Source organism: Burkholderia sp. M6-3 (assembly GCF_050858985.1).
In the GTDB taxonomy this organism is placed as follows: domain Bacteria; phylum Pseudomonadota; class Gammaproteobacteria; order Burkholderiales; family Burkholderiaceae; genus Paraburkholderia; species Paraburkholderia caledonica.
On record NZ_CP110091.1, the window covers coordinates 2,799,671 to 2,822,973 of the forward strand.

Genomic DNA, 23,303 nt, shown 5'->3' on the forward strand with positions numbered 1-23,303 from the left:
GACGGATCATGCCCACTCTTTTTCATCCATTTGCCCGTCGCAGCGCGGCTATCGTCACTGCCTGCGCGTTGACTGCATGTTCGACGCTGCCCACATATCATCAACCGGAAGCGGCCGTGCCCACTCAATATGCAGGCGCGGCGGCACCGGGCTGGAGCGTCGCTGCGCCAGCCGATGCCAAGCCGCCCGGCCCCTGGTGGACGCTCTTTCACGACGCCGAACTGGACCAGCTCGAAGCGCGCGTCGACGTGTCGAATCAGACCGTGGCGAAAGCCGTAGCGCAGTTGCAGGCCGCCCGCGCGATGCTCGACTACCAGCGTGCCGGCTACGCACCCACGGTGACGGCGGGCGCGGCGCAGTCCCGCACGAGGTTGTCGCAGAACGTGCTCGGGCATTCGCTCGCCGGACAGACGGTGCCCGACTATTCGGTGGGCGCGACCGCGAGTTGGGAACCCGACCTGTTCGGCCGGGTGAAGGACGCGACCGTCTATGCGCGCGACAACGCGCAGGCAAGCGAGGCGGACCTTCAGGCCGTGCGCCTGTCGGTCGCCAGCGATCTCGCAACCGATTACTTCGATCTGCGTTCGCTCGATCGTCAGAAGAAGCTGCTCGACGACAGCGTCACCGCGTATGCCGCGGCCTTGAGCATCGTGCAACAGCAGTTAAAGGACGGTGCGATCGACGCATCGGCCGTTGCGCAGGCGCAGACGCAACTGGAGAGCACCCGCAGCCAGGACACGGACATCGACGTACAGCGTGCGCAGCTTCAACACGCCATCGCGACGCTGATCGGCATGCCCGCGTCGTCGTTCGCACTGGCCAGTGAAGTGAAAAGCGTGGGGTTGCCGCAGATTCCAACGGGCGTGCCGTCGCAACTGCTCGAACGCAGACCCGATATCGCAGCCGCCGAGCGGCGCGTCGCGGCGGCCAACGCTCAGATCGGCGAGGCGCGTGCCGCCTACTATCCCAACCTGACATTGTCGGCCACGGCCGGACTCGAAAGCACGTTCTTCGCGCCGTGGCTCACAGCGCCCAGCCTCTTCTGGTCGCTCGGCGCGCAACTGGCCGGCACGCTGTTCGACGGCGGCCGCCGCGATGCCTCGTTGAAGGGCGCGAACGCGCAGTACGACAGCGCAGTGGCGGATTACCGGCAGACTGTGCTGACCGCGTTCCAGCAAGTCGAAGACAACCTGTCCACGCTGACGACGCTGGCTAGCGAAGCGGACAGCCAGCAACGCGCGACATCGGCCGCTGAGTTGTCCTTGAAGCTCACGACGAACCGCTATCAGGCAGGAGCTGTGAGCTACCTGGATGTCGTGACCGCGCAAACCATTGCGCTGACGAATGAACGCACGCAGGAACTGATCAACGCACGGCGTGTTGATGCCAGCGTGCAGTTGTTAAAAGCGCTGGGCGGCGGCTGGAGTCGCACGTCGCTCGATGAAAGCGGGAACACCGCGGCGACCACGTCACCGAACTCGCCGTCTAAGCGGCCGCAAACGTGAGAATGAAGCGTGTACTGGCAGCGTCGCTTTCGGCGTGCGCGCTGCCGCCATGCAGTTCCATGATGGTGCGGACAATGGCAAGGCCCAGACCCGCAGATCCAGACGCATTTGGCTCGCTTTTGCGCGACGGATCCACGCGATAGAAGCGGTCGAACACCCGCTCGAGCAAGGCTGGATCGATCGGCTTGCCCTCGTTCGCCACGGTCACACGCAGCGTATGCGGAGCCTCGGCGGGGGTCTGTGCATCCAATGTGATCATGGCCCCGCGCGGCGTATATCGGAGCGCATTCGCAAGCAGATTATTGACGGCGCGCCGGAACAGTTCCACGTCGGCGCGCAACTGGCCACCGCCTGTTACGCGAATCTGCACGCCGGCTTCGTCGGCCACGCCCTCGAAGTATTCGGCGATGCGCGAAAGCTCTTGCTGCGCATCGACCTGGGTCAGCGTCTTGACGAACTGCGGGTGTTCGGCGCGGGCTAGAAACAGCACGCTTTCGATCATGCGCGACAACCGTTCGCACTCTTCGAGATTCGATGCGAGCACAGACTGATATTCATCGGCCGAACGTGGGCGTGCCAGCGCGACTTCGGTCGATCCGCGCAGATTGCCAAGCGGCGTGCGCATATCGTGGGCGAGGTCCGCCGTGTATTGCGACATCCGTTCAAAGCCGCCGTGCAGGCGGTCCAGCATTGCATTCAGCGACGCGATGAGCGCCGCCAGTTCATTCGGCGCACCATCGGCTTCGATGCGCGTGTGCAGTTTGTCGACGGTGACGTTGGCCGCGCTGTGCGCCATTGCACGCAATGGCCGCAACGACTCGCGCACCAGCAACCAGCTCATCAGGAACGCGAGCAGCATGCCCGCGAGGCCCGCGACATACAGCCGATCGCGATACCGGTCGAGCAGACGCCAGCGGTCCGCCATATCGCGTGCAATGATGATCGTCACCGGCGTACCGTCGCGCAACATTGCATCCGCGGCGAGTCCCCGCACCGGCACGCCCTGCGCGGTGCGCCATTCTGCGATATCCGCTTCGGTGATGCGTTGTGACGCGCCGATTCGTTTCATGAGCGCGGGGGACGGCGTCGTGGCGTCGGCAATGGCGGCCGTGTTGTGTTCGAACAGCAGTTTGCGCTGCGGATCGCGCACTTCCATCGATAGCGCCAGGTTGCCCAGCACCTGGCTAGTCAGACGGTCGCCATGGCTGCGCAGTTCGTCGAGCGTATTGAGCTCCTGCGCGAGACGCCGCGTGTGCCGCGCGATCAGCACGATATCGAGGTCGTCCTGCCGCTTCACCTGGCGGTCAAGCGCGAAGTACAGCACGCTGCCGACCAGCGCGAATACGAGCAGCGTCGTGCCCGCGAATGCGAGTGCAAGCGTGGTGGTCAGCGAGCGTGCTGCCATCAGTCCGGCTCTTTGGCTTCGATTACGTATCCAACGCCGCGTACGGTCTGGATCAGCTTGACGGGAAAAGCGTCGTCGATCTTCGCGCGCAGGCGGCGAATCGCCACCTCGACCACGTTCGTATCGCTGTCGAAGTTCATGTCCCACACGTATGAAGCGATCTGCGTGCGGCTCAGCACCTCGCCCTGACGGCGCAGAAGCAGTTGCAACAGCGAGAACTCGCGGGGCGTCAGATCGATTCGCGTTGCGCCGCGTTTCACGCGCCGCCGGTTGATGTCCATCTCCAGGTCGCCGACCGCGAGAAGTTCGCTCTCTCGCGGCGGACCGCGCCGCGCCAACGTACGCACCCGTGCCAGCAGTTCGACAAACGCAAATGGTTTGACGAGGTAATCGTCGCCGCCCAGTTCGAGACCGCGCACGCGGTCGTTCACGTCGTCGCGCGCGGTAAGGAACAGCACCGGCGTGGTATGAGTCGCGCGCAATACTTTCAGCACGGCCCACCCGTCCATTGTCGGCAGCATCACGTCGAGGACGATCACGTCGTAGTCCTGCTCCTGTGCGAGCAGCAGACCGTCGGCGCCGTCGTTGGCGAGGTCGACGGAATAGCCCGACTCTTCCAGGCCCTTTTTCAGGTACGCGCCTGTTTTCGGCTCGTCTTCGATCACCAGGATACGCATCACCAGCTCCGGCGTCATTGGATCAATCCCGGCATTCTAAGGGACTGGACGAATGTTACCGAAATGTTCCGTCACGCTGCGGTGTTCGAAGGGCGTCGCCTCGCTCTTCGGGTAAGTTTTTACCGGGATGTGCCCGCTTCAGGCGACGGCCTCTCACTCGGAGGCGACGGAACTCGCGCCGAGCAAAGGCGTATGTCCGGCATAAGACGGCAGTCCCGACAACACGCCTTTGAAGTCGCTCAACACATCGCCTACTTCGAGTCCCTTGTCGCTTAGCCGGAATTGGCGGATCGAGCGTTCGTGCATGTTGGTCCGGCTTTTGACGGCCGACACCGCAGTCAACACCGAACCTTCTGCCTCGAAGAACCGGAACAGCAGCAACGCATCGCTCAGGTAGCTCACGTCGATATTGCTCTGGATCTCGCCGATGATCCCGTGCTGACCGAGAACGAGCAGGGACATGACGCCCTGCTGGTTCAGATAGGTCAGCAGTTCATGCATCTGCAGCATCAGGTATTTTTCGCCGGGCATCGCCTGCAGATATGCATTGAGGCTGTCGATAGCCACCACGCGCGCACCGTGCGTCTCGACCGCCGCCTGGACGCGGTGAGTAAATTCCCCTGGCGAAAGCTCCGCTGGATCTATCGGCTCGATCGACAGGAGACCGCTTTCCAGATGAGGCGAAAGATTCATGCCGAGCGCTGCTGCGCGACGCAGTAGCGTGCCGAGAGTTTCGTCGAAGAGATAGTAGACGGCGTGCTCGCCCCGCTCGAGTGCCGTCTGCAGGCACCGGAGCACGGTAGTGGTTTTGCCCGCGCCCGACGGCCCCACCAGCAACGTATTCGTTCCGCGCGCAAGGCCGCCGCCGAGCAGCGCGTCGAGTTCGGGTACGCCGGTCGAGAGGTTTTCGTGGTTGAACTGTACGTGTCGATGTCCGGCCACCAGTGTCGGGAAGACCTGGATGCCGCCGCTTTTCAGCGTGAAGTCATGAAACCCTCCCTGAAAAGCCACGCCGCGCATCTTGACGACGCGCAGACGGCGGCGCTGCGTGCCGTATTCGTGCGTGACCTGATTCAGGTTGATGACCCCATGCGCCAGACTGTGCAACTGCACGTCGCCGGCGTCGGAAGTCTCGTCGTCGAGCAGCAGCACCGTACAATTCCGGTTGCCGAAAAACCGCTTGAGCGCGAGTAACTGCCGGCGATAACGCAATGGGCTCTGCGACAGAAGCCGTAGCTCGGACAGGCTGTCGAACACCACACGTGTCGGACGAGCCTGCTCGACCTCTCGCATCACATTACGCACCGTTTCGCCGAGTTCGAGCTCGGCCGGATTCAGCACTGTCTGTTCGTATTCAGGCGTGAGCCCTTCGTCGCTCAACAGCTCGACGACGGCCAGGCCGTCGAGCGACCATCCGTGAGTCGCCGCAACCGAACGCAACTCGGACGCGGTCTCGGACAGCGTGACATAGAGACCGGTATCCCCCAGGCGCTGACCTTCGAGCAGGAACTGCAGTGCAAGAGTCGTCTTGCCCGCGCCGGGGGGCCCTTCGACCAGGTAGACCCGGCTTGCCGTAAGACCGCCGGCCAGGATCTCGTCGAGGCCGGCAACGCCGGTTGATACGCGGTGGTCCATGTGACTGCCACGCAGGTCAGAACTTTGATTTTCCATGAGAGGTAAAAAGACGCCGGCTGTGCCGGCATCGGAGTCAGGAAGAACGTCGGGGAGAGCGTGTCGCAGGACGCGTACTTGCAACGCCGCCAGCCGGCAGGCCGTGTTCGCGCGCCCAGATGATCGCCTCGCTGCGGCTGTGCAGACCGAGCTTTGCGTATAACGTGCTCACGCGGCTGCGGACGGTGTTCGGAGCCACGCCGAGTCTCGTGGCAATTTCCTTGTCGGCAAGGCCCTCGCAGATCAGCGCGAGAACGTCGCGCTCGCGCGGTGTCAGGTCTGAAATCGCCGCATCGATCTTGCCGGGTGCCGTCCCGCTGCGGATATGACGCAGCTTGTCCAGAATCGACCGGCTGAACCACGACGCGTCCTGCATGACCGCTTCGATCGCAAGAAGGAGTTCGAGCTCGGTGCGTTTGCGCTCGGTGATGTCCTGAAACACCATCAGCACGCAGTCGTCGCCATGAATGGGTACCGACTCGGCGGAGATCAGGCAGTCGACGGCAAGCCCGGCCCGCGTGCGCACCTTGAACTCGACGTTGCGCAGGTTGCCTGACGTGGCGAGCATCTGCTCTATCTTCGCGTGCGCATCCTCCGCGTCCCAGAAAGTCGATTCCTCTAGCGTGTGACCGACAAGCTCTTCCGCCGCAAAACCCGTGGCGTCGAGAAACGCCTGGTTCGCCTCGAGCAGCCTCAGCGAATCACGTGCGTACACGATCGTCGGGATGGGAGCCATCCTGAACGCATTCGCAAACTGCTCCTCGCTGCGACGCAGCGCTTGTTCGGCCTTTCTGCGCGGCTCGAGATCCATGAACGTGAAGAGCATGCACGGCTCGTCGGCCAGATCGATCGGCTGTCCGGCGACGATAACCAGCTTGGACTCCGAGTCCGCGAGGCGCAGCAACGCTTCCATTTGCGGAATCGTCTGCCCTGCTGTCAGGCGCTCGACGGCCAGTTCCTTCTGCGACGCATTTTCCAGAACATCCAGTTCATAGACTGAACGCCCGATTACCTGCTCGCGTGTATAGCCCGTCATCTCGACAAAGCCGCGATTGACCTTGATGAAGCGCAGATCGCTGAGCCGGCAGATAACGGCAGGCGCTGGATTTGCGCCGAATGTCTTTTCGAAGCGCTCTTCCGCGCTTGCCCACTCGGTTGCATCGTGCAGGATGAGCACGAGACAATCCGGCTCGCCTTCCGTGTCGGTAATCACCAGACTTCGCACGCGGTGAACCCAGCGCGGCTCCGCTTGCCCGGCCGGTGCGACCTCCACCAGTACGTCGCTAAAAGATTCACCGGCGACCACACGATCGATCGGGTAGCTGCCAGGTTCGATGCGGTGATTGTTCCGGTAGCGAAGCTGAAACCTTTGGCGGTACTCGGACACATTCCGGCCGAGTTCCTCGATGCTGCTGGCGCCATGCATGTCGAGGGCGGCCTGATTGGCCCAACGAATGCTCTGGTCGGGTTCTATGAGAATGACCCCTTCGCTCAGGCCTGCGATGATCTGCTGGAGCTGACGGCGGTCAGTTTTCGGGCGTTGCACGGAAGCGTCCATCGCGGCTGGCTGTTCTGTTCGGGCGCCGCGTCGCGGCAAGGTTCAAGGACGAAAGCGCCCGCGGCGGCGCACCGGCGAACTCGCCGGTTGCAACCGCCTCGGTCGCGCACACGCCATGGAAATCGTCCCGAACGGCATATGCGGCAGCAACATGCAGAACGTGCGGACAGGGCCATCCGGACGCGTTCGCTATCGCGAGATTATCAGGGATGTATTTACCGACCGGTAGCCGCAAATGCACCCAAAGCATGGGGGCAATTGCATGTTGACAGGAAATGATTTGCCCCTCTTAGCGGCAAAGTCCCGATCCGAACGTCGGTCGGGAACTTTCCAGGCGCCGCTCTTCCTTACCTTATGAAAGACAATGGTTTTGATGGACGCAAGACGGGAGACAAAAATGGACCACCCACGAGGAAGGACGGCTCAGACCAGTGAAGCGCGAGGCTCGGTGAAGGAAGCGATCGGCAAGGTAATCGGCGACGCTCATGCAGAAGCGGAGGGTGCGGCCGAGAAAAAGGCCGCGAGAGAACGACGCGCACAACGATCCACACGTGAAGAAGAGCGGCGCGCGCACGCAGGACCTCGGTCACGCTCGTAGCGTGCGCCGCTCTCGGGACGCTTCAACCCACGTCACTGGGCATCTAAGGATGGTCTGCAAAAGTCCTGGCGTCGAAGTCTGGTTGTCCTATCCTGGAAGAACGGGAATTAAAGGAGTTCCTCGATGACACAGCTCGGTCTTGGCCTGGATCTTTCAACGAAACGCACGCGCAAGCGGGAATTTCTCGATGAGATGAGGCGCGTTGTGCCATGGTCGAGGTTGATTGCGTTGATCGAACCGCACTATCCGAAGGGTAAGACTGGAAGGCCGCCGTTTCCGGTTGCGACGATGCTGCAGATTCACTTCATGCAGCAGTGGTTTGGGCTTTCGGACCCGGCGATGGAAGAGGCGCTTTATGACGTGCCGCTGTACCGTGAGTTTGCGGGGCTGGACGAAGGTATGACGCGTTTGCCAGACGAAAGCACGATTCTGCGGTTCCGCCACCTTCTCGAAACGCACGGACTGGCCGCGCAGATGCTCGCCCTGGTCAATGAGATCCTGAGTGAAAAAGGCTTGATGTTGAAGGCAGGGTCAGCGGTCGATGCGACCTTGATTAGCGCACCGAGTTCGACAAAGAACGGCTCTGGCAAACGGGACCCGGAGATGCATCAGACGAAGAAAGGGAATCAATGGTACTTCGGGATGAAAGCGCACATCGGCGTGGACGCAGAGTCGGGGCTGGTCCACACCGTCATTGGTACGGCAGCCAACGTGCACGACATCAATGCGGCCGAAGCGTTGTTGCACGGCCAGGAAAAGGATGTGTACGCTGACGCCGGATATCAGGGTATAGAAAAGCGATGTCAGGCGAACCCGGTACGCTGGCATGTCGCGATGCGACCGGGCAAGCGTCGACAACTGGACCTGACCAATCGTCTGGACGCGATATACAACCAGATTGAGCGCCTGAAGGCTGGCGTGCGCGCCAAGGTTGAACATCCGTTTCGCGTGCTCAAGCAGCAGTTTGGTTACACGAAGACCCGCTACCGAGGATTGGTGAAGAACACCGCGCAGATCACGACACTGTTTGCGCTGGGCAACCTCTGGATGGCGCGCAAGGCTTTAAACAAAGCGTGAAACGCCCGGCGCATCAGGCCGTGAATCTCGGCAAACGAAGGTCATCATGCTTCAAAAGCCGCACGATCAACCTGCTGGCAGACTCTGCGGCCGATACGCCCAACGTGAAAAAAGATCGGCGCACATGAAAACATGTTGTGCAGACCTTCCCTAAATCCGGAGCAATTCCCGAATGGCCCTGAAGAGACTCATCGGCTCGACGGGCTTCGGCATATGCAGGTCGAAGCCGGCCTGCAATGCACGAGCCCTGTCTTCCGGACGCCCGAAAGCCGTCACCGCGATCGCCGGCGTTTGATTGGCCCGCTGCCGCAGTGAGCGGATAAGTGAATAGCCGTCTTCGTCCGGCATGCCGATGTCTGAAAGAATCACGTCGAACTGTCCGGCATCGATCTGCCGACGCGCCTCGGGCGCCGATTCGGCACCGCGCACCGCGGCTCCAGCGGACTCCAGCACGGCAAGCATCGCATCGCGCACGTCCGCTTCGTCTTCGACGAGGAGCACGCTGATGCCGGCGAGCGCCTCGTCGCGGGACGATGTCACTATGTCGGTCAGCGGCGGTGCAGCCGGTGGTTCTCTATCTTCGGCAAGCAAAGGAATGTGAACGACGAAAGTGCTCCCACGCCCGTCGCCTTCACTATGGGCCGTGATCGATCCGCCATGCAGCGTCACGATGCTCTTCGCGATTGCGAGACCAATACCGAGCCCGCCGAAGCGGCGTGTCGTCGCCTGTGAAGCCTGGGCAAATGGCTCGAATACGTGGTTGATGAAAGAAGCGGGAATTCCCGCACCATTGTCCTCAACCCGTATCTCTGCCCAGTTGCCGGCGCGAGTGGCAACGATATCGATTTTCCCTGCTGCCTTCGAATATTTCAGCGCGTTGCTGAGTACATTGGAAAACACCTGGCGCAGCCGGAGCGGGTCGCCCTCCACGAGCAACGTGTCTGCGAGCCGCGGCACGATCTCAACTCCTTTAGCGCGCGCAGCCAACTCAACGTCACCGATCTCGGCGACGAGCAGCGGCACGAGGTCCACCTCGCTCGAATTGATGAACAGCTTGCCGGCGGCGATCCGGCTGAGGTCCAGCAGGTCGTCGACAAGCCGCGTTTGCAGTTCGACGTTGCGATCTATCGCCTCGATGCCGCGCGCGATGAGTTCGGGACCGGTGTTTTCGTGTTGTAGAAGATAGAGCCACGATTGCATCGCATTAAGCGGCGTTCGCAACTCGTGAGACACCGTAGCAAGAAAGGCATCTTTGAGCTGATTGGCATGTTGCGCCTCTAACCGCAATAGCCGCTCGTTTGTCAGAAGCCGGTCGCGCTCCATTTCAAGCGCTTTGTGAGAAGAAACGTCGATGGTGATGCCGTCGAATCGCAGCGGCCGACCCGCTTCGTCTACATGTGTTTTTCCCTTGGCACGAATCCACCGGATATCGCCCGATGGCGAAGCAGTTCGATATTCGATGTCGTAGGGGACACCTTCGTTGACCGCCTTCTCGACAGCGTCCCGCGTTTTTTGCCTGTCGTCCGGGTGAATCCTTGCGTAGAACAGGTCAAAGCCGACCTCGGCGTTTGCAGGCAGCCAGAAGTGCTCCTTGCACTTGACGTTCCAGATGATCCGGTCCAGTGGGATCGGACAATGGAACGTGCCGATTTCGGCTGCCTGGATCGACAGGTCAAGACGCTCGCGTTCTTCCGTGAGACTTTGCGCGTTGATTAGCGTTTCTTCGACATCGGTAATCATCCCCACCCATTCGTAGATCGCGCCGCGTTCGTCATGCGAGCCCGCCGCGCGAATCTGGCAACGCCTGTATGTCGAAGATGCGGCGTGCCACAGCCGGACGTCCGCGCGATATGGCCCGTCTGTTTCGAGAGACTTGTTCAGCGCTGTCTGCGCTGCGAGCCGATCGTCCGGATGGATCATTTCGGCCCACCCATAACCTTGGTGCTTCTCCCAAGGCTGCCCCGTATAGCTTTCCCACGAAGGTTGCGGCACCACGAACCTGCCCATGGCGTCGCACACGTAGGCCGCCGAGCTGGCCACCTTCACCAGCGCGTGATATCGGGCCTCCAACAGCAATCGACGCAGTTCCGAATCGTCACGGGCGGCGACATCCGACGTCGCCGTCGAAGCGTCATCGTTCCCGGACGCGGCAGTGCCCTCTAACTTTCTGCCTGCCGCTGAAACGTCGCCCGCGGCGTCTTTGGACTGCACCAGCACCACCATCGCCGGCGCCATGCCGACCGCATCTTCCACGGCAAGAGGATTGAATTCGATCCGCCACGTGATGCCCGACTTAGAACCGGCAGCACCCTGCGTGACGTCCGCATCGATCACAGCGTCGCCAACGACGACGCTCTGCGCGCGACCTTCTTCAAATGCTCGGGCCGCGGCCGCCAGAAGTTTTGCTCGCGACGCCTCCCTCGACAGAACCGGCAGCTTCTCGATGACGAGAGAAACAAGACTGGTGGGCACCGACGGTGACGGGCGGTAGTCGAACAGGTCGCCGAAACGGACGTTAGCTTCAATTACGGTCAAGTCACGAGCGAGCACTGCACACGCAGCGGGGTTCGCGTCTAATAGCGCGACAGCCAATGCTCTAGTGTTAGCAAACATACACAGTTCCACCGCAATCGAAATCTTTCAAAAGTTGCCTGCTCAACGGTCTCCACCGCTTGCACAACGCGTTCGCGGGTGCCGTTGGCGCTGGCATGATTGAACGTATCAGCCGCCGGTCGAGCTGGCCAGGCGCGGCGCTTCGTCATGTGTCATTGCGCACAGACAATTGCGGTTAGCACCATCGGAATCACCGAATGAATGACGGCATGGCTGCCCGCCGCAGCCAGTTCCCGCTGCACCGACTCGGACGAACCGAACACGACCACGCCATAGAGCGGCGCGGACGCTGGCTTGCCGGTGCCGGCCTCGAAAAGCGGATCGCCGGGCTGATATCCAAAGATCGCCTTCACGCGGAAACCGAACGCAGTCAGATGTGCACCGCGGGTCGGGCGAAACGCGTTGACTGAATCCGGCTGAACGCGGTTGGCTGGCGTCTCAATCGATTGCAGATTGACCAGTCCCTCGACGAAGTCATGGGGCGTGCCCTCGCATGCCATTTCCTGATCCAGTGCATGACTGAATGCCGGTGTGGACAAAAAAAGGGCGGGCGTCAGCAGCCATAAAAAGAGTCGCATTGGGTACTTGTTCAAAGTCATCGTTACCCCGGTTGTAGTCCTTGTCTTGCATCAACGATAACTGCATGCAACCGACCTGGCTGCAAATGCGTCAGCATTATTTGTACCGACTCACTATCGTCCGTCGCAACCGGGCAAACATTTGCGCTCATGCATCGACAAACCGCCCATTACCCGCGTTTTCGGCACCGTGCAGCGTCGGTCCGCCCGGCGTGCAGCGATGCTCCTTGACGATGCAACGAATCGTTCGACGACACCGCTTTCGGAGCTAAACCGACTTACAGCGATTTCCAGGTGACGCACTGTTGGGCAGCAAGCAACACCGCGCCCGTCTACAGCCCCTTCGCTCACTCATTATTGATCGACCTCGAATGCAGTTGTCCATCTGCCACTCTTTATCTCAAGACGGGCAACGACAAAAATGCGGTCAGTCATGCCGGACCGCCCCGGTGCCACAACATGCGCCTCGTCAACGAGGTATCTACAGGAGAAGCACTATGCCGTTTGCAAATTACAAGTTCCCGGAAGGCATTCTGGATCACGCGCGCAAGGAAGAGATCATCCATCGCACCACGGCGATGTTCGTCGAATACTTCGGCGAAAGTGTCCGTCCGTATTCCATGGTTCTCGTCGAGGAAGTTGCCGACGGAGGATGGGGTCGCGCCGACGAAACTCTGACGCTCAAAAAAATGGGCCTCGGTCCGAAGTCGAAATAGCTGTCGTTCCGGTGCAGCCTGATACGGCGTTGACCATCGGGAGCCGGGAGCCGCTTGTTCATGGCCGCGTCGCGGTCGTTTTATGCGGTGTGCCCGCGCGCCCTGCCTCACGGTGAACCACCGCATGCACCCGGGTAAACGCCCATTTGATCCGGCGATGCCGCGATTTACTGTATCGATACACTAAATCGATACAGAGGCGCGTTCTTTCTCGCCGCGCCCGACAAACTCGTCCGCGCTCAAAGCGGCATCCAGGAGACAACACCATGCATTCCATTTCCCGGCGACGGTTCCTTCAGACGGCCTCGGCAGCTTCGCTTGCAGCCGCGGGCGCGGGGTTTCCCGCGATCGTGCGTGCGCAGCCCGCCGCTACGTTGCGGCTGTCGTCGTCCATGCCCCCCAACGAAAACGCCGCGCATTACGTGTGGTACCAAAACCTTGCTGCGAACCTGAAAGCGAGCGTCGGCGATCAGATCCGGATCGACTACTTCCCGAACAACCAGCTCGGCAAGGAAAGCGACGTGGTGCAGCAGGTGAAGGTCGGCGCCGTCGACATGATGGTCACCGGCTCGTCGATCTGGGCGACCGTGTTGCCGGAATTGGGCATGCTCGATCTGGGCTATGTGTTCGACAGCTTCGACCATGTCGGGCGCGCGATGGACGGCACCGTCGGCAAAACGTTCGACACGATGCTGCAACAGCGTGCGGGCTGCTCGGTCGTCACATGGGGCTATTCGTTCGGCGCGCGCAACGTGTTCACGAAGAAGCCCACGCAATCGCTTGCCGACATCAAGGGCGTGAAGCTGCGCGTGCTGCCCACGCCCGCCTTCATGGAAACCTTCAAGCTGATGGGCGCAGTACCGACGCCCATTCCGATCGGCGAGTTGTACATGGCCGCGCAAACAGGCGTCGTCGATGGCTTCGAGCACGACTGCGCGACCGTGCTTGCCAGCAAGTACGACGAAGTCGTGAAGTCGTGCTGGCAGACGCAGCATGTATTCAGCCCGCTCGTCGTCGCGATGGGCCGCCGTGCGCTGGCGAAGATTCCGGAGAATTTGCGTCCCGCGTTTCAGAAAGCGGCGCAAGACGCGACGGTGAAGCAACGCACCGTAGCCATCGAAACGGCTGCCCGCGCCGAGCAGGAGTTGAAAAAGCGCGGCATGACGTTCTATCCGATGTCGAAGGCCGACCGCGATACCGCGCGCGGCGAAATGCAGTCGCAGTTGTACGCGAGCTTCTCGAAGCAGTATCCCTCGACCGCGCCGCTCTTCAGCGCAATCGCCGCAGCGCGCGGCTAACGAGGCAGGCACGCCATGACCACATTCTCCGCGACGCCCAGGCCGGAAACGCAACTCGCCGCACCGGGCTTCGGCCATGAGACCATGCTCGCGCGCGGCCTCGCCCGCCTCATGCGCTGGATCGAATACCTGTGCGCGGCGGTGCTCGCGGCCGATGTGCTCGTGGTGTTCCTCTCCGTGATCTACCGCTATTTCCTGCACGATCCTTTCGACTGGGCCGAGGAAGTGGCTGGCGCGCTGATGATCGTGCTGGTGTTCTTCGGCGCCGCCACGGTGCTTGCGCGCAGCCAGCACGTGGGCGTCGACCTGTTCCGCGGCATGCTGCCAAAGCGCTGGCAACCTGCGCTCGTTCATGTAGGGCACTGGGTGATCGTGGGCGTCGCGGGCAATCTTTGCGTGTCGTCGTGCCTGCTGCTGGTCGATTCGTACGGTCAGATGACGCCGAGCGGCCTCCCCGCATGGATCAACGTCTATCCACTCGTCATTGGCAGCGTATTCATGACGATCTTCGCGCTCGCCAACGCGGTGAACGGCGCGCGCAAGACCGTGCTGGGCACATTGATCGGCTGCCTGTTGCTCGCAGCGGCGGTGTTCGCGTGGAACGCCTCGGTGCCCGCTCATGCGATCAAGCCCGGCTCGCTGCTGATAGCCGGTTTCGTCGGCGCACTGGTGCTCGGCGTGCCGATCGGCTTCGTGCTCGCGTTCTCGGCGCTGCTGTATTTCCTCGCGGACCCGTCGCTGCCGATGCTCGTCTACTCGCAACAAGTAATGGCCGGCACCGACCATTTCGTGCTGCTCGCCATTCCGTTTTTCGTATTAGCCGGCCTGCTGATGGAAACCAATGGCATGTCGTCGCGACTGATCGAACTGCTGCTGCGAATATTCGGGCGCGTGCGCGGCGGCCTCGGGCTCATCACGATCATGGCGACGGCCTTCTTCTCCGGTGTATCCGGTTCAAAGCTCGCGGATATCGCGGCCGTCGGCGGTGTCGTGATGCCGGCTGTGCGCCAGAGCAAGGAAGATCCGAACGAAGCCGCAGCGTTGCTCGCCTGCAGCGCCGTGATGGCCGAAACCATTCCGCCGTGCGTGAACATGATCATCATGGGCTTCGTCGCGAACATATCGATCGCGGGGCTGTTCCTGGCGGGCGTGGTGCCGGCAGCCGTCCTTGCCGTGGCGTTGGCGATCGTCGCGGTGATTTTCGGGCGCCGCATCAATCTCGCCGATGCGCTCACCAATCCTCGCGCGTGGATGCCGCTGCTCGGCGGCGCGTTGGTCGCACTCGTCATGATCACCATGATCGGCAAGGGCGTGACGTCGGGTATCGCGACGTCGACCGAAGTGTCCGCATTCGCCGTGGTCTATGCGCTTATCGTCGGCTGGCTGGCCTTTCGCGAACTCACGCCGAAATCGGTGGCACGGGTATTCGTTCGCTCGGCATCGATGGCGAGCAGCATTCTGTTCATCGTCGCGGCGGCCTCCAGCGTGTCGTTCGCGTTGACCATCGAGCAGATTCCCGCGCTCGTCTCCGACTCGATGATCGCCTTCGCGCATCAATACGGTCCCACGATGTTCCTGCTGCTTTCCGTGCTGATCATGGTCGTATTCGGCGCGGTGCTGGAAGGCGCACCCGCGCTCATCATCTTCGGCCCGCTGCTTACTCCGATCGCCACGCAGCTCGGCATCAACCCGCTGCATTTCGGCACGGTGATCGTCGTCGCAATGGGCCTGGGTTTGTTCGCGCCGCCGGTCGGCCTGGGCCTATTTGCCACGTGCGCCATCACCGGCACGGAAATGAAGGCTGTAGCGCGTCCTATGCTCAAATATCTGTTGGTGCTGTGCATTGCACTGGTGGTCCTGGTGCTGGTGCCATCCTTTTCGTTGTGGTTGCCGACCCGGCTCGGCCTGTAGCCGGCAGATGCAAAACCTTATGAGCACCATTCAGGATGTCGCCCGCGAAGCCGGTGTATCCGTGAGCACGGTATCCAACGTACTCAACGGCCGCACCGATCAGATGCGTCAGGAAACGCTCGCGCGCGTGCGGGCCGCGATGAGTTCGCTGCAATATCGGCCGAGCACGCTCGCCCGTCAGCTCAAGACGGGACAGACGCCGCTCATTGGACTGCTGGTGCCGTCCATCGCCAATCCGATGTACGGCTACATCGCACGCGAGGTCGAAACGTACGCGCAGGAGCGCTACGGCTACCGTGTGATGATCGGCAACACGTATCGCGATCCGGCGAAGGAAGCGTCGTTCTTCGAAGACCTGCTGTCGCAAGGCGTGCGGCGCGTAATCGTCATCTCGTCGCTTGCGAACGAGCGCCATCTGGAAACCGCCGTCGAACGCGGCATGGTCGTCGTCAGTTACGACCGCCGCGCGACCGAAGGTGAGACCACGCGCGTCGAACACGTCACGCCGGACAACTTCGAAGCAGCGCGCATCGCGACGCGCCATCTGATCGCGCACGGCCACGCGCGGCTCGCCTTTGCAACGTTGACCGGTGTGACGATGAGCCGCCGCGACAAGATCAACGGGTTCCTCTCGGCAGCACAGGAGGCGGGGCTATCAGAGGAGGCGCGCGTGCTCGACAGCGGCCCGGTGAACGAATACGGCGACTCCATGATCGCTGAGAACGGTCGCGCGCTCGCGCGCCTGCTCTCGCAAGACGACGCGCGCCCGACCGGCATTGTCGCGGTCAACGACCTGATGGCGCTTGGCCTCATGGCAGGCCTGCGCGAGTGCGGACTACGTGTGCCGGAAGACGTGTCGATCGTCGGCATGGACGGGCATTTCCTCGCGGCGATTTCAAACCCCGCGCTCACGACCGTGCAACTTCCGGTGCCGGCGATGGCCGCCGCGATGGTGGAGCGCGCGATGCGTCCGCACGACGAACCCATGCCTGCATCGGAGCAGGCGCTGTTCACGGATATCACGCTCGTGGAGCGCGAGTCGGTCGCGCGCCCGGGCAAAACCGCGGCGAAAGCGAAGCAAGCCAGAAAGACAGGATAAGGACATGAACAAGGTATTCGTGAGTCATCCCCGGCACATGCTGGATCATTACTTCGGCACGCGCGCCGCGGCGGCGCTGGCGAAGTTCGCCGACGTCACGTACAACTCCGAAGATCGCGAGCTGACGCTCACTGAACTCGCCGACGCCGCGCGCGAGGCCGATGTCATCATCGCCTACCGGCAGACACCGGCGCCGCGCGCCTTGTTCGAAGCGCTGCCGAAGCTGGCCGCCTTCGTGCGCTGCGCCGTGGATATCCGTACAGTCGATGTAGATGCCGCGAGCGAACTCGGCGTGCTCGTCACGCAGGCGAGCGCAGGCTTCATACCGGCCGTGTCCGAGTGGGTGATCGGCGCGATGCTCGATCTCGCGCGAGGAACCACCGCGTATGCTGAGGCGTATCACCGGCATGAAGCGCCTGCCCCGAAGATGGGCCGCGAGTTGCGCGGCAGCACGTTCGGCGTGATTGGTTATGGACAGATATCGCGCTACCTGTGTCCTCTCGCGTCGGCCTTTGGCATGCGCGTGATCGTGTCCGATCCGTATGCGACGATCGACGACACGCATGTGCAGCAAGTCGGCCTGGACGATCTGCTCGCGGAGTCGGACTTCGTCGTCTGCCTTGCGCCCGCTACGCCGCAGACTGCGAATCTGATGAACGCGCAGACCTTCGCGTCGATGAAAGCTGGCGCGTACTTCATCAACGCGGCCCGCGGCGAACTGGTCGACGACGCCGCTCTGCTCGCCGCGCTGGAGTGTGGTCATCTGGCAGGATGCGCGCTCGACGTAGGCCGCGCGGCGGATCAGATGCCATCACCTGAGTTGGCAGCCCATCCACGCGTGATCGCGACGCCGCACATTGGCGGACTGACGCCGGGCGCCATCGAGCATCAATCGATGGAAACCGTCGCGCAAACCCAAGCACTGTTTCAGGGCCGCATGCCTGCGGGCGCCGTGAATGCGGCGCACGCGTATCGCCTCTCGGGCTTTGCCATGCCGACGGACGCCGGATGACATCTCCAATCGACTTCGAAGGCGCGTGCGATTGCCATATCCACGTGTACGAGGAAGGCTATCCGCTCGCGGCGAGCGCCACCTTCACGCCGCCGCCGGCACCTGCTTCGACATATCGCGAAGTGCAACGCGGGCTCGGTTTGTCGCGCGCGATCGTCGTGCAGCCGACTGGGTACGGCTTCGACAACCGCTGCACGCTCGCGGCCATCGCTCAGTTGGGCGACGGTGCGCGTGGCGTCGCCGTCGTGCCGCCCGACGTCAGCGATGACGAATTGCAGCGCCTGCACGGTGCCGGCATACGTGGTGTGCGTTTCATGATGCTGTCGGGCGGCGTGCTGCCGTGGAGTGTGCTCAAGGATATGTCGGCGCGCATCGCACCGATGGGATGGAATATCAACCTGCAGCTCGACGGGCACACGCTGCCTGCTCATGAAGCGATGCTGGCGAGCTTGCCGTCGAATCTGGTTATCGATCATCTCGGCAAGTTTCTCGCGCCCGTCACACCGGAAAGCGAAGGGTTCGCGTCGTTGTGCCGCCTGCTCGACGGTCCGCGTTGCTGGATCAAGCTGTCCGCGCCCTATGAAAGCTCGCGCAGCGGCTCGCCTGATTTCGACGACGTGTCGTGGCTCGTGCGCACGCTTTCAACCCGATTTCCGGAGCGCGGCGTGTGGGCATCGAATTGGCCGCATCCCAACGTAAAGCCCGTGCCCGACGACGTGCGCATGCTCGACTGGACGATGCGGCTCACGGAAAGCGCCGAAGTTCGCCGCAAGATGCTCGTCGATAATCCGGCTGAGTTGTACGGGTTTTAGGCGAGATCTAAACGCGCCGTTCAATCGTCGTGCGTAGAGCAGCACACTGCGAACGCGGAGAATCGGCACGACAACACACTCGATATGCCGATACTTTTCGGTCTGCAGTTCAAGTTCCGATGAAACGAATATGCGAAAATACAGCACACCGTTTCCGGAGCAAGCATGGCAGAACTGCCCTATTCCGCTTCATCGGCAGCTGAGGTCGACTGCGCGCGAGAACCCATCCATATCCCAGGCGGCATCCAGCCGCACGGCTTTCTGTTCAGCATTGCCCCAGACGGAACGTTGTTGCAGGTCAGCGCGAATATCGCGAGCCTGACAGGCTCGCCGGCGGAGAACACACTGGGCGGCTCGATCGCGAGCATTCTCGGCGAAGAATGGGCGGCCCGCATCGTCAACGGGCTTGCCTCGCAGGTCGATGACGGCATCCCGCTTTACATTGGTTCGATGAGCGACCCGCGCGGTGAAGCGGCATCCGGGCGGCCATCTCCCTTCGCCGTTATCGTGCATCGCTACCAGGGTGTCGCGATCGTCGAACTCGAGCCGGCGCTGGGAACCGGCGACGTGTTTTCGTCGATGTATCCGCTCGTGCGCACATTCATCAACCGCCTTGAAGAGGCGAACAGTATTGAGTGTCTCGCGCAGCTCGCCGCCGACGAAGTGCATCGCATCACCGGTTACGGCCGCACTCTCGTCTACAACTTCGACGAAGCCGGTATCGGTCACGTGATCGCAGAACACGTCGAACCAGGTTACGCGTCTTACATCGACCAGCACTTTCCGGGCTCGGACATCCCAGCGCAGGCGCGTGCGCTTTATGTACGCAACCGCATCCGCTTGATTGCGGACGCCGGATATCAGCCCGCGCCGCTCGTGCCGTCCTTGCACCCGTCGACAGGCAAGCCCACCGATCTGACCTACGCTTCGCTGCGAAGCGTATCTCCTGTACACGTGCAGTACATGAGGAACATGGACACGATGTCGTCCATGTCCATGTCCATCGTAGTTCGCGGAAAGCTGTGGGGCTTGATCTCCTGTCATCACGATAGCGGGCGCGTTCCGCCTTTCGAGGTACGCACCGCGTGCGAACATATTGCACAAGTGCTGTCGTTGCAGGTCGAAGCGAAAGAAGAACATGCAGAAGCCGCATACCGACTCGAATTGCGCCGCACCCTCACGCGGCTTCTCGGTGCAATGGCAGATGCAGACAGTTTTACCGACGCGCTCGTCAACGATCCTGGCGATTTCCTCGGACTGACCGCATCGGACGGCGCAGCCATCGTCGTTGACGGTCGAGTGCTGCTCATTGGTAGCACGCCATCCGAGGCGGATGTCGGGAAGCTCGTCGAATGGCTGGATACCAAGTCTCAGGAGACGTTCGAAACCGACGCACTCGCGTTCACCTGTCCGGTCGTGCCAGCCAATCCAGGTTATGCCGGCCTGCTGTCCGTATCGATTTCGACGTTGTTCCGGAATTACGTGCTGTGGTTCCGCAAGGAAGCCATTCAGACAATCAAATGGGCGGGCGATCCGCGAGAAAAGCTCGCAAGTCTTTCGCCTTCGCTGTCTCCGCGCAAGAGCTTCGACGTGTGGACGGACACGGTACGCGACCGCTCGCTCGCATGGCGCCCTGCCGAACTGGAAATTGCTTCGGAATTCCGCACTGCCTTGCTCGGCATCGTGCTGCGCCGGGCCGAGGAACTCGGGCAACTCGCGCACGAACTCGGACGTGCGAACGAGGAATTGCAAGGTTTTTCCTATACGGTATCGCACGATTTGCGGGCGCCTCTTCGGCACATCGCCAGCTTCGCGGATCTGCTGCGTCAGATGGAAAGCGGCGCGCTGTCCGAGCGCGGCCAACACTTTCTCGAGCGGATCATTTCATCGGCAAAATTTGGCGGCGAGCTAGTAGACGACCTGCTCGCGTTCTCGCAGATGAGCCGCACGGCGCTGCGTCCGCAACCGATCGACGTGAAGGAACTGGTCGACTCCCTGATCGCCGACGAACTCAAGCACGCGTCCGAGCGCAACATCACGTGGCACGTGGGCGACCTCGGACAGATTACGGCCGACCCTGTGCTGATTCATGTCGTGCTGCGCAATCTGATCGAGAACGCCGTCAAGTTCACCGCGACGCGCGATGCCGCTGTAATCGAAATCGGCCGTTACGCAGGGGAAGATGCACTAGCCGGCCACGACGTGTTCTTCGTGAAAGACAACGGTGTCGGTTTCGACATGCCCTACGTCGGCAAACTTTTCGAAGTCTTCCAGCGCCTGCATCGCATGGAAGAATTTAGCGGAACCGGTATCGGCCTCGCGACCGTGAAGCGGATCGTCGAACGTCATGGCGGTGAGGCGTGGGCGGTCGGCGAAGTGGACAAAGGGGCAACCGTGACATTCTCACTGCCCCGTTCGCTTGCGGCTGTTGCAACGGGGAACGAAGAATCGCCGGCATTATCCGCGGCACGCCCAGACAACTTGGTGGCGCACAACCGGACGCGGTCTGGTCGGAGAGCTCAAACGAAGATGAAAGGAGAATGAACGCGTGCTAAAACCAATTTTGCTGGTTGAAGACAATCCCAACGACATCGAACTGACGCTGATCGCGCTGGAAAAAACGCGGCTTGCGAATCCGGTCGTGTCGTTGCGCGACGGAGAAGAGGCGTTGCAATACCTTCGCCGTGAGGGACAGTGGGCGGACCGAGGTGCGGAGATTCCGGCCGTCATTCTGCTGGACAAGAAGTTGCCGAAGGTAGACGGTCACGAGGTGCTAAAGACTGTACGCGCCGACGAAGCTCTCAGGCGCATTCCGGTGGTGATGCTGACCTCATCGCGCGAAGAAAGCGATCTGCTACGCAGCTACGATCTGGGCGTGAACGCCTATGTGGTGAAGCCCGTTCAGTTCGAAGACTTCATGGACGCCATCAAAGACCTTGGCGTGTTCTGGGCCGTACTCAACGAACCGCCGCCTCTTCCGCGCTGATGCATACATCGCCCGCATGCGTGTCATTCACGCTCAATGCGTGGCTGATAGTGCGGTTCACGCCCGCTGCCCATGGTGAGCCAAAGAGGCGCTGCACAGCTTAGCGATACACAGGCAGGCGGACACGGAAAGTGGCGCCATGCCCGAGGCCGGCGCTTTCGGCGAAGATCGTGCCGTTGTGCAGGTCGACCAGGTTATTCACCAGCCACAAGCCTAGGCCGAGCCCGGCAACGCGTCCGGAACCATTGCCGGCGAACTGCTGGAAGCGTTCGAAAATCTGCTTGAGCGATCTTTCATCCAGGCCCACGCCGGTATCGCGCACCGCGAGTTCGACATGTTCTGCACCGGTTGTGACGGATAGCTGGATGAATCCGGTCGGACAAAACTTCAGCGCGTTCGACAACAGGTTCCACACAACCTGCTTCATGCGACTTTCATCGGCGAGCACGGTGACCGATGCGAGATCGTCGGCGACGAGACGCAAGCCTTTTGCCTCGACGTCCATACGCATGTCTTCTGCGACGTTGCCCGCGAGCGCACCCAGATCGACGGGGCTCAGATTGACCGACAGCTTGCCCGTAACAATGGCGCCGCTATCGAGCAGATCGTCGACCATATGTGCGAGTTGCCGCGCGTTGCGGCTGATAACGCCAGCGGCGCGCGGCGCTACCTGCGAAGCGTCTTTCGTGCGCTCGAGCAAATGAGTCCAGGATACGATCGCGGCGAGCGGCGAGCGCAATTCATGGCTGACTGTCGTGACGAAATGGTCCATCGCCGTGGCGAGGCGCTCGCTCTCCTCGCGTGCCCGCTTTTCCGACAACGCAATTTGCTGCTGCTCCAACTCGGCTTCTTTTCGGGTCGTGATGTCGAGGGTAAATCCAATGACCGAATTGAGCGCGCCATCGGGCAGGAATCGTCCCACGCCGCGCACCAAGATCCAGCGGATGGAACCAGTCGCCCAGCCGACGCGGAAATCCACTTCGAAATGCTCACGGCTGGCGAAGGCACGATTCATTTCATCGCGCAAACGGACACTGTCTTCCGGATGCGCGATCTCGCCGAAGAGTCGCTGCTCGGTCACCACCGAACTGTGCGACAGACCCAGGTTCGCCTTGCACTGATCCGTGCAGTCGATGAGCATCGTGCGCGGATCCAATTCCCACGCACCGAGTTGTGAAAACGCAAGCGCGAGTTGAAAGCGTTCTTCGTTCTCGCGCAACTGCTCTGTTGCTTCCTTCGCCAGCAACAGACGCAACTGCGCCTGCGAACGGAGCTTCGCGCGCTCGCGCTGATTTCGCTCGTATTCGTCGACACGGTCGGTGACTTCGCTCACGCGCAAAGCGATATCGCCGCCTCTTTGCGCCGAGTCCAGCAGGGACGCCTTGATCTTCCAGTAACGTGGCGCAAGCTGCGCGGAAGAGCCATCCGGATCTGACGCAGCGGCGCGCGCCGCATCCTGCGCGCGCCGCGGACTCTCGTAGCGGAACAACGCCGACCATTTTGGCTCGCCAGGCGCGAGGTCGAGCAGCACGCTATCCAGCCACGAGCGCCGGGCCTCGCGTTGCTCCTGGGGACCGAACTGGTTGACCTCGTAAATCGATTTGCCCAACAGGTCACTCGACGATTGGCTCACCAGTTCGCAATAACGTGCATTGGCAAGCTGTATTTCGTAGTGCCGGTTGAGAATCAGATAAGCCTCGGGTAGCAGGTCGAAGACCGACGCGGCGTCGAGCGGGTGCGACGGCGTTAGACCGTCCTCTTGGAAGCGATTCATTACGTGTGTCGCC

General features: G+C 61.6%; 17 protein-coding genes. 10 read left to right on the forward strand and 7 right to left on the reverse strand.

What is annotated here, in order from left to right:
- Nucleotides 1–8: 8 nt before the first annotated feature.
- Entirely contained in the window at nt 9–1,505 is a 1,497-nt protein-coding gene (locus OH764_RS30155; RefSeq protein WP_498849704.1) for an outer membrane factor lipoprotein domain-containing protein, read from the forward strand.
- Here OH764_RS30155 and OH764_RS30160 read toward each other — a convergent pair.
- The 4 genes from OH764_RS30160 to OH764_RS30175 form a co-directional block, all read right to left on the reverse strand.
- Nucleotides 1,486–2,910: a sensor histidine kinase gene (locus OH764_RS30160; RefSeq protein WP_498849705.1), complete on the reverse strand. Its 1,425-nt coding sequence runs from the start codon at nt 2,908–2,910 to the stop codon at nt 1,486–1,488. The genes OH764_RS30155 and OH764_RS30160 overlap by 20 nt on opposite strands.
- Complete coding sequence (locus OH764_RS30165) at nt 2,910–3,587, reverse strand: heavy metal response regulator transcription factor (protein WP_027778691.1); 678 nt, start codon at nt 3,585–3,587, stop codon at nt 2,910–2,912. The genes OH764_RS30160 and OH764_RS30165 overlap by 1 nt, the downstream gene beginning before the upstream one ends.
- Nucleotides 3,588–3,740: 153 nt before the next feature.
- Nucleotides 3,741–5,222: a P-loop NTPase family protein gene (locus tag OH764_RS30170; RefSeq protein ID WP_498849706.1), complete on the reverse strand. Its 1,482-nt coding sequence runs from the start codon at nt 5,220–5,222 to the stop codon at nt 3,741–3,743.
- A 73-nt stretch (nt 5,223–5,295) separates the two neighbouring features.
- Nucleotides 5,296–6,816 (reverse strand): helix-turn-helix transcriptional regulator, encoded by a 1,521-nt coding sequence (locus OH764_RS30175; protein ID WP_498849707.1) that lies wholly within the window; start codon nt 6,814–6,816, stop codon nt 5,296–5,298.
- Between the two features lie 721 nt (nt 6,817–7,537).
- Between OH764_RS30175 and OH764_RS30180 the strand changes: the two genes are divergently transcribed.
- Nucleotides 7,538–8,491, forward strand: a complete 954-nt coding sequence (locus tag OH764_RS30180; RefSeq protein WP_498847679.1) for an IS5 family transposase — start codon at nt 7,538–7,540, stop codon at nt 8,489–8,491.
- A 150-nt stretch (nt 8,492–8,641) separates the two neighbouring features.
- On the opposite strand, the gene OH764_RS30185 is transcribed toward OH764_RS30180, so the two are convergent.
- Together OH764_RS30185 and OH764_RS30190 are read right to left on the reverse strand one after the other, a co-directional pair.
- On the reverse strand, nt 8,642–11,104 hold the full coding sequence (locus OH764_RS30185) for a hybrid sensor histidine kinase/response regulator (RefSeq protein WP_498849708.1): 2,463 nt from the start codon (nt 11,102–11,104) through the stop codon (nt 8,642–8,644).
- A gap of 152 nt (nt 11,105–11,256) precedes the next feature.
- Nucleotides 11,257–11,682: a hypothetical protein gene (locus OH764_RS30190; protein WP_498849709.1), complete on the reverse strand. Its 426-nt coding sequence runs from the start codon at nt 11,680–11,682 to the stop codon at nt 11,257–11,259.
- Nucleotides 11,683–12,179: 497 nt separating this feature from the next.
- Here OH764_RS30190 and OH764_RS30195 point away from each other — a divergent pair, with 497 nt between their 5' ends.
- The 8 genes from OH764_RS30195 to OH764_RS30230 all read left to right on the forward strand — a co-directional run bounded on the left by OH764_RS30195 (nt 12,180) and on the right by OH764_RS30230 (nt 21,516).
- Nucleotides 12,180–12,398, forward strand: a complete 219-nt coding sequence (locus OH764_RS30195) for a tautomerase family protein (protein WP_498849710.1) — start codon at nt 12,180–12,182, stop codon at nt 12,396–12,398.
- A 266-nt stretch (nt 12,399–12,664) separates the two neighbouring features.
- Entirely contained in the window at nt 12,665–13,696 is a 1,032-nt protein-coding gene (locus tag OH764_RS30200; RefSeq protein WP_498849711.1) for a TRAP transporter substrate-binding protein, read from the forward strand.
- 15 nt (nt 13,697–13,711) lie between these two features.
- Nucleotides 13,712–15,607 (forward strand): TRAP transporter large permease, encoded by a 1,896-nt coding sequence (locus OH764_RS30205; protein ID WP_498849712.1) that lies wholly within the window; start codon nt 13,712–13,714, stop codon nt 15,605–15,607.
- A 19-nt stretch (nt 15,608–15,626) separates the two neighbouring features.
- Entirely contained in the window at nt 15,627–16,706 is a 1,080-nt protein-coding gene (locus tag OH764_RS30210) for a LacI family DNA-binding transcriptional regulator (protein WP_020066778.1), read from the forward strand.
- A 4-nt stretch (nt 16,707–16,710) separates the two neighbouring features.
- On the forward strand, nt 16,711–17,718 hold the full coding sequence (locus OH764_RS30215; RefSeq protein WP_498849713.1) for a hydroxyacid dehydrogenase: 1,008 nt from the start codon (nt 16,711–16,713) through the stop codon (nt 17,716–17,718).
- A complete protein-coding gene (locus OH764_RS30220; protein ID WP_498849714.1) occupies nt 17,715–18,530 on the forward strand; it encodes an amidohydrolase family protein in 816 nt (271 codons plus the stop codon). Before OH764_RS30215 ends, OH764_RS30220 begins: the two co-directional genes overlap by 4 nt.
- 165 nt (nt 18,531–18,695) lie before the next feature.
- The gene (locus OH764_RS30225) at nt 18,696–21,074 is read left to right on the forward strand and encodes an ATP-binding protein (RefSeq protein ID WP_498849715.1); all 2,379 of its coding nucleotides are present in this window, start codon (nt 18,696–18,698) and stop codon (nt 21,072–21,074) included.
- A 4-nt stretch (nt 21,075–21,078) separates the two neighbouring features.
- Nucleotides 21,079–21,516, forward strand: coding sequence for a response regulator (locus tag OH764_RS30230; protein ID WP_498849716.1), 438 nt, complete (start codon nt 21,079–21,081; stop codon nt 21,514–21,516).
- A 100-nt stretch (nt 21,517–21,616) separates the two neighbouring features.
- Here the strand turns inward: OH764_RS30230 and OH764_RS30235 are convergent, their stop codons facing one another.
- Nucleotides 21,617–23,290 (reverse strand): sensor histidine kinase, encoded by a 1,674-nt coding sequence (locus OH764_RS30235; protein ID WP_498849717.1) that lies wholly within the window; start codon nt 23,288–23,290, stop codon nt 21,617–21,619.
- Nucleotides 23,291–23,303: the final 13 nt, after the last annotated feature.

Coding starts and splice junctions, on each gene's coding strand:
- OH764_RS30155 (WP_498849704.1), top strand. CDS start 9: ATGCCCACTCTTTTTCATCCATTTGCCCGTCGCAGCGCGGCTATCGTC.
- OH764_RS30160 (WP_498849705.1), bottom strand. CDS start 2,910: ATGGCAGCACGCTCGCTGACCACCACGCTTGCACTCGCATTCGCGGGC.
- OH764_RS30165 (WP_027778691.1), bottom strand. CDS start 3,587: ATGCGTATCCTGGTGATCGAAGACGAGCCGAAAACAGGCGCGTACCTG.
- OH764_RS30170 (WP_498849706.1), bottom strand. CDS start 5,222: ATGGACCACCGCGTATCAACCGGCGTTGCCGGCCTCGACGAGATCCTG.
- OH764_RS30175 (WP_498849707.1), bottom strand. CDS start 6,816: ATGGACGCTTCCGTGCAACGCCCGAAAACTGACCGCCGTCAGCTCCAG.
- OH764_RS30180 (WP_498847679.1), top strand. CDS start 7,538: ATGACACAGCTCGGTCTTGGCCTGGATCTTTCAACGAAACGCACGCGC.
- OH764_RS30185 (WP_498849708.1), bottom strand. CDS start 11,104: ATGTTTGCTAACACTAGAGCATTGGCTGTCGCGCTATTAGACGCGAAC.
- OH764_RS30190 (WP_498849709.1), bottom strand. CDS start 11,682: ATGCGACTCTTTTTATGGCTGCTGACGCCCGCCCTTTTTTTGTCCACA.
- OH764_RS30195 (WP_498849710.1), top strand. CDS start 12,180: ATGCCGTTTGCAAATTACAAGTTCCCGGAAGGCATTCTGGATCACGCG.
- OH764_RS30200 (WP_498849711.1), top strand. CDS start 12,665: ATGCATTCCATTTCCCGGCGACGGTTCCTTCAGACGGCCTCGGCAGCT.
- OH764_RS30205 (WP_498849712.1), top strand. CDS start 13,712: ATGACCACATTCTCCGCGACGCCCAGGCCGGAAACGCAACTCGCCGCA.
- OH764_RS30210 (WP_020066778.1), top strand. CDS start 15,627: ATGAGCACCATTCAGGATGTCGCCCGCGAAGCCGGTGTATCCGTGAGC.
- OH764_RS30215 (WP_498849713.1), top strand. CDS start 16,711: ATGAACAAGGTATTCGTGAGTCATCCCCGGCACATGCTGGATCATTAC.
- OH764_RS30220 (WP_498849714.1), top strand. CDS start 17,715: ATGACATCTCCAATCGACTTCGAAGGCGCGTGCGATTGCCATATCCAC.
- OH764_RS30225 (WP_498849715.1), top strand. CDS start 18,696: ATGGCAGAACTGCCCTATTCCGCTTCATCGGCAGCTGAGGTCGACTGC.
- OH764_RS30235 (WP_498849717.1), bottom strand. CDS start 23,290: ATGAATCGCTTCCAAGAGGACGGTCTAACGCCGTCGCACCCGCTCGAC.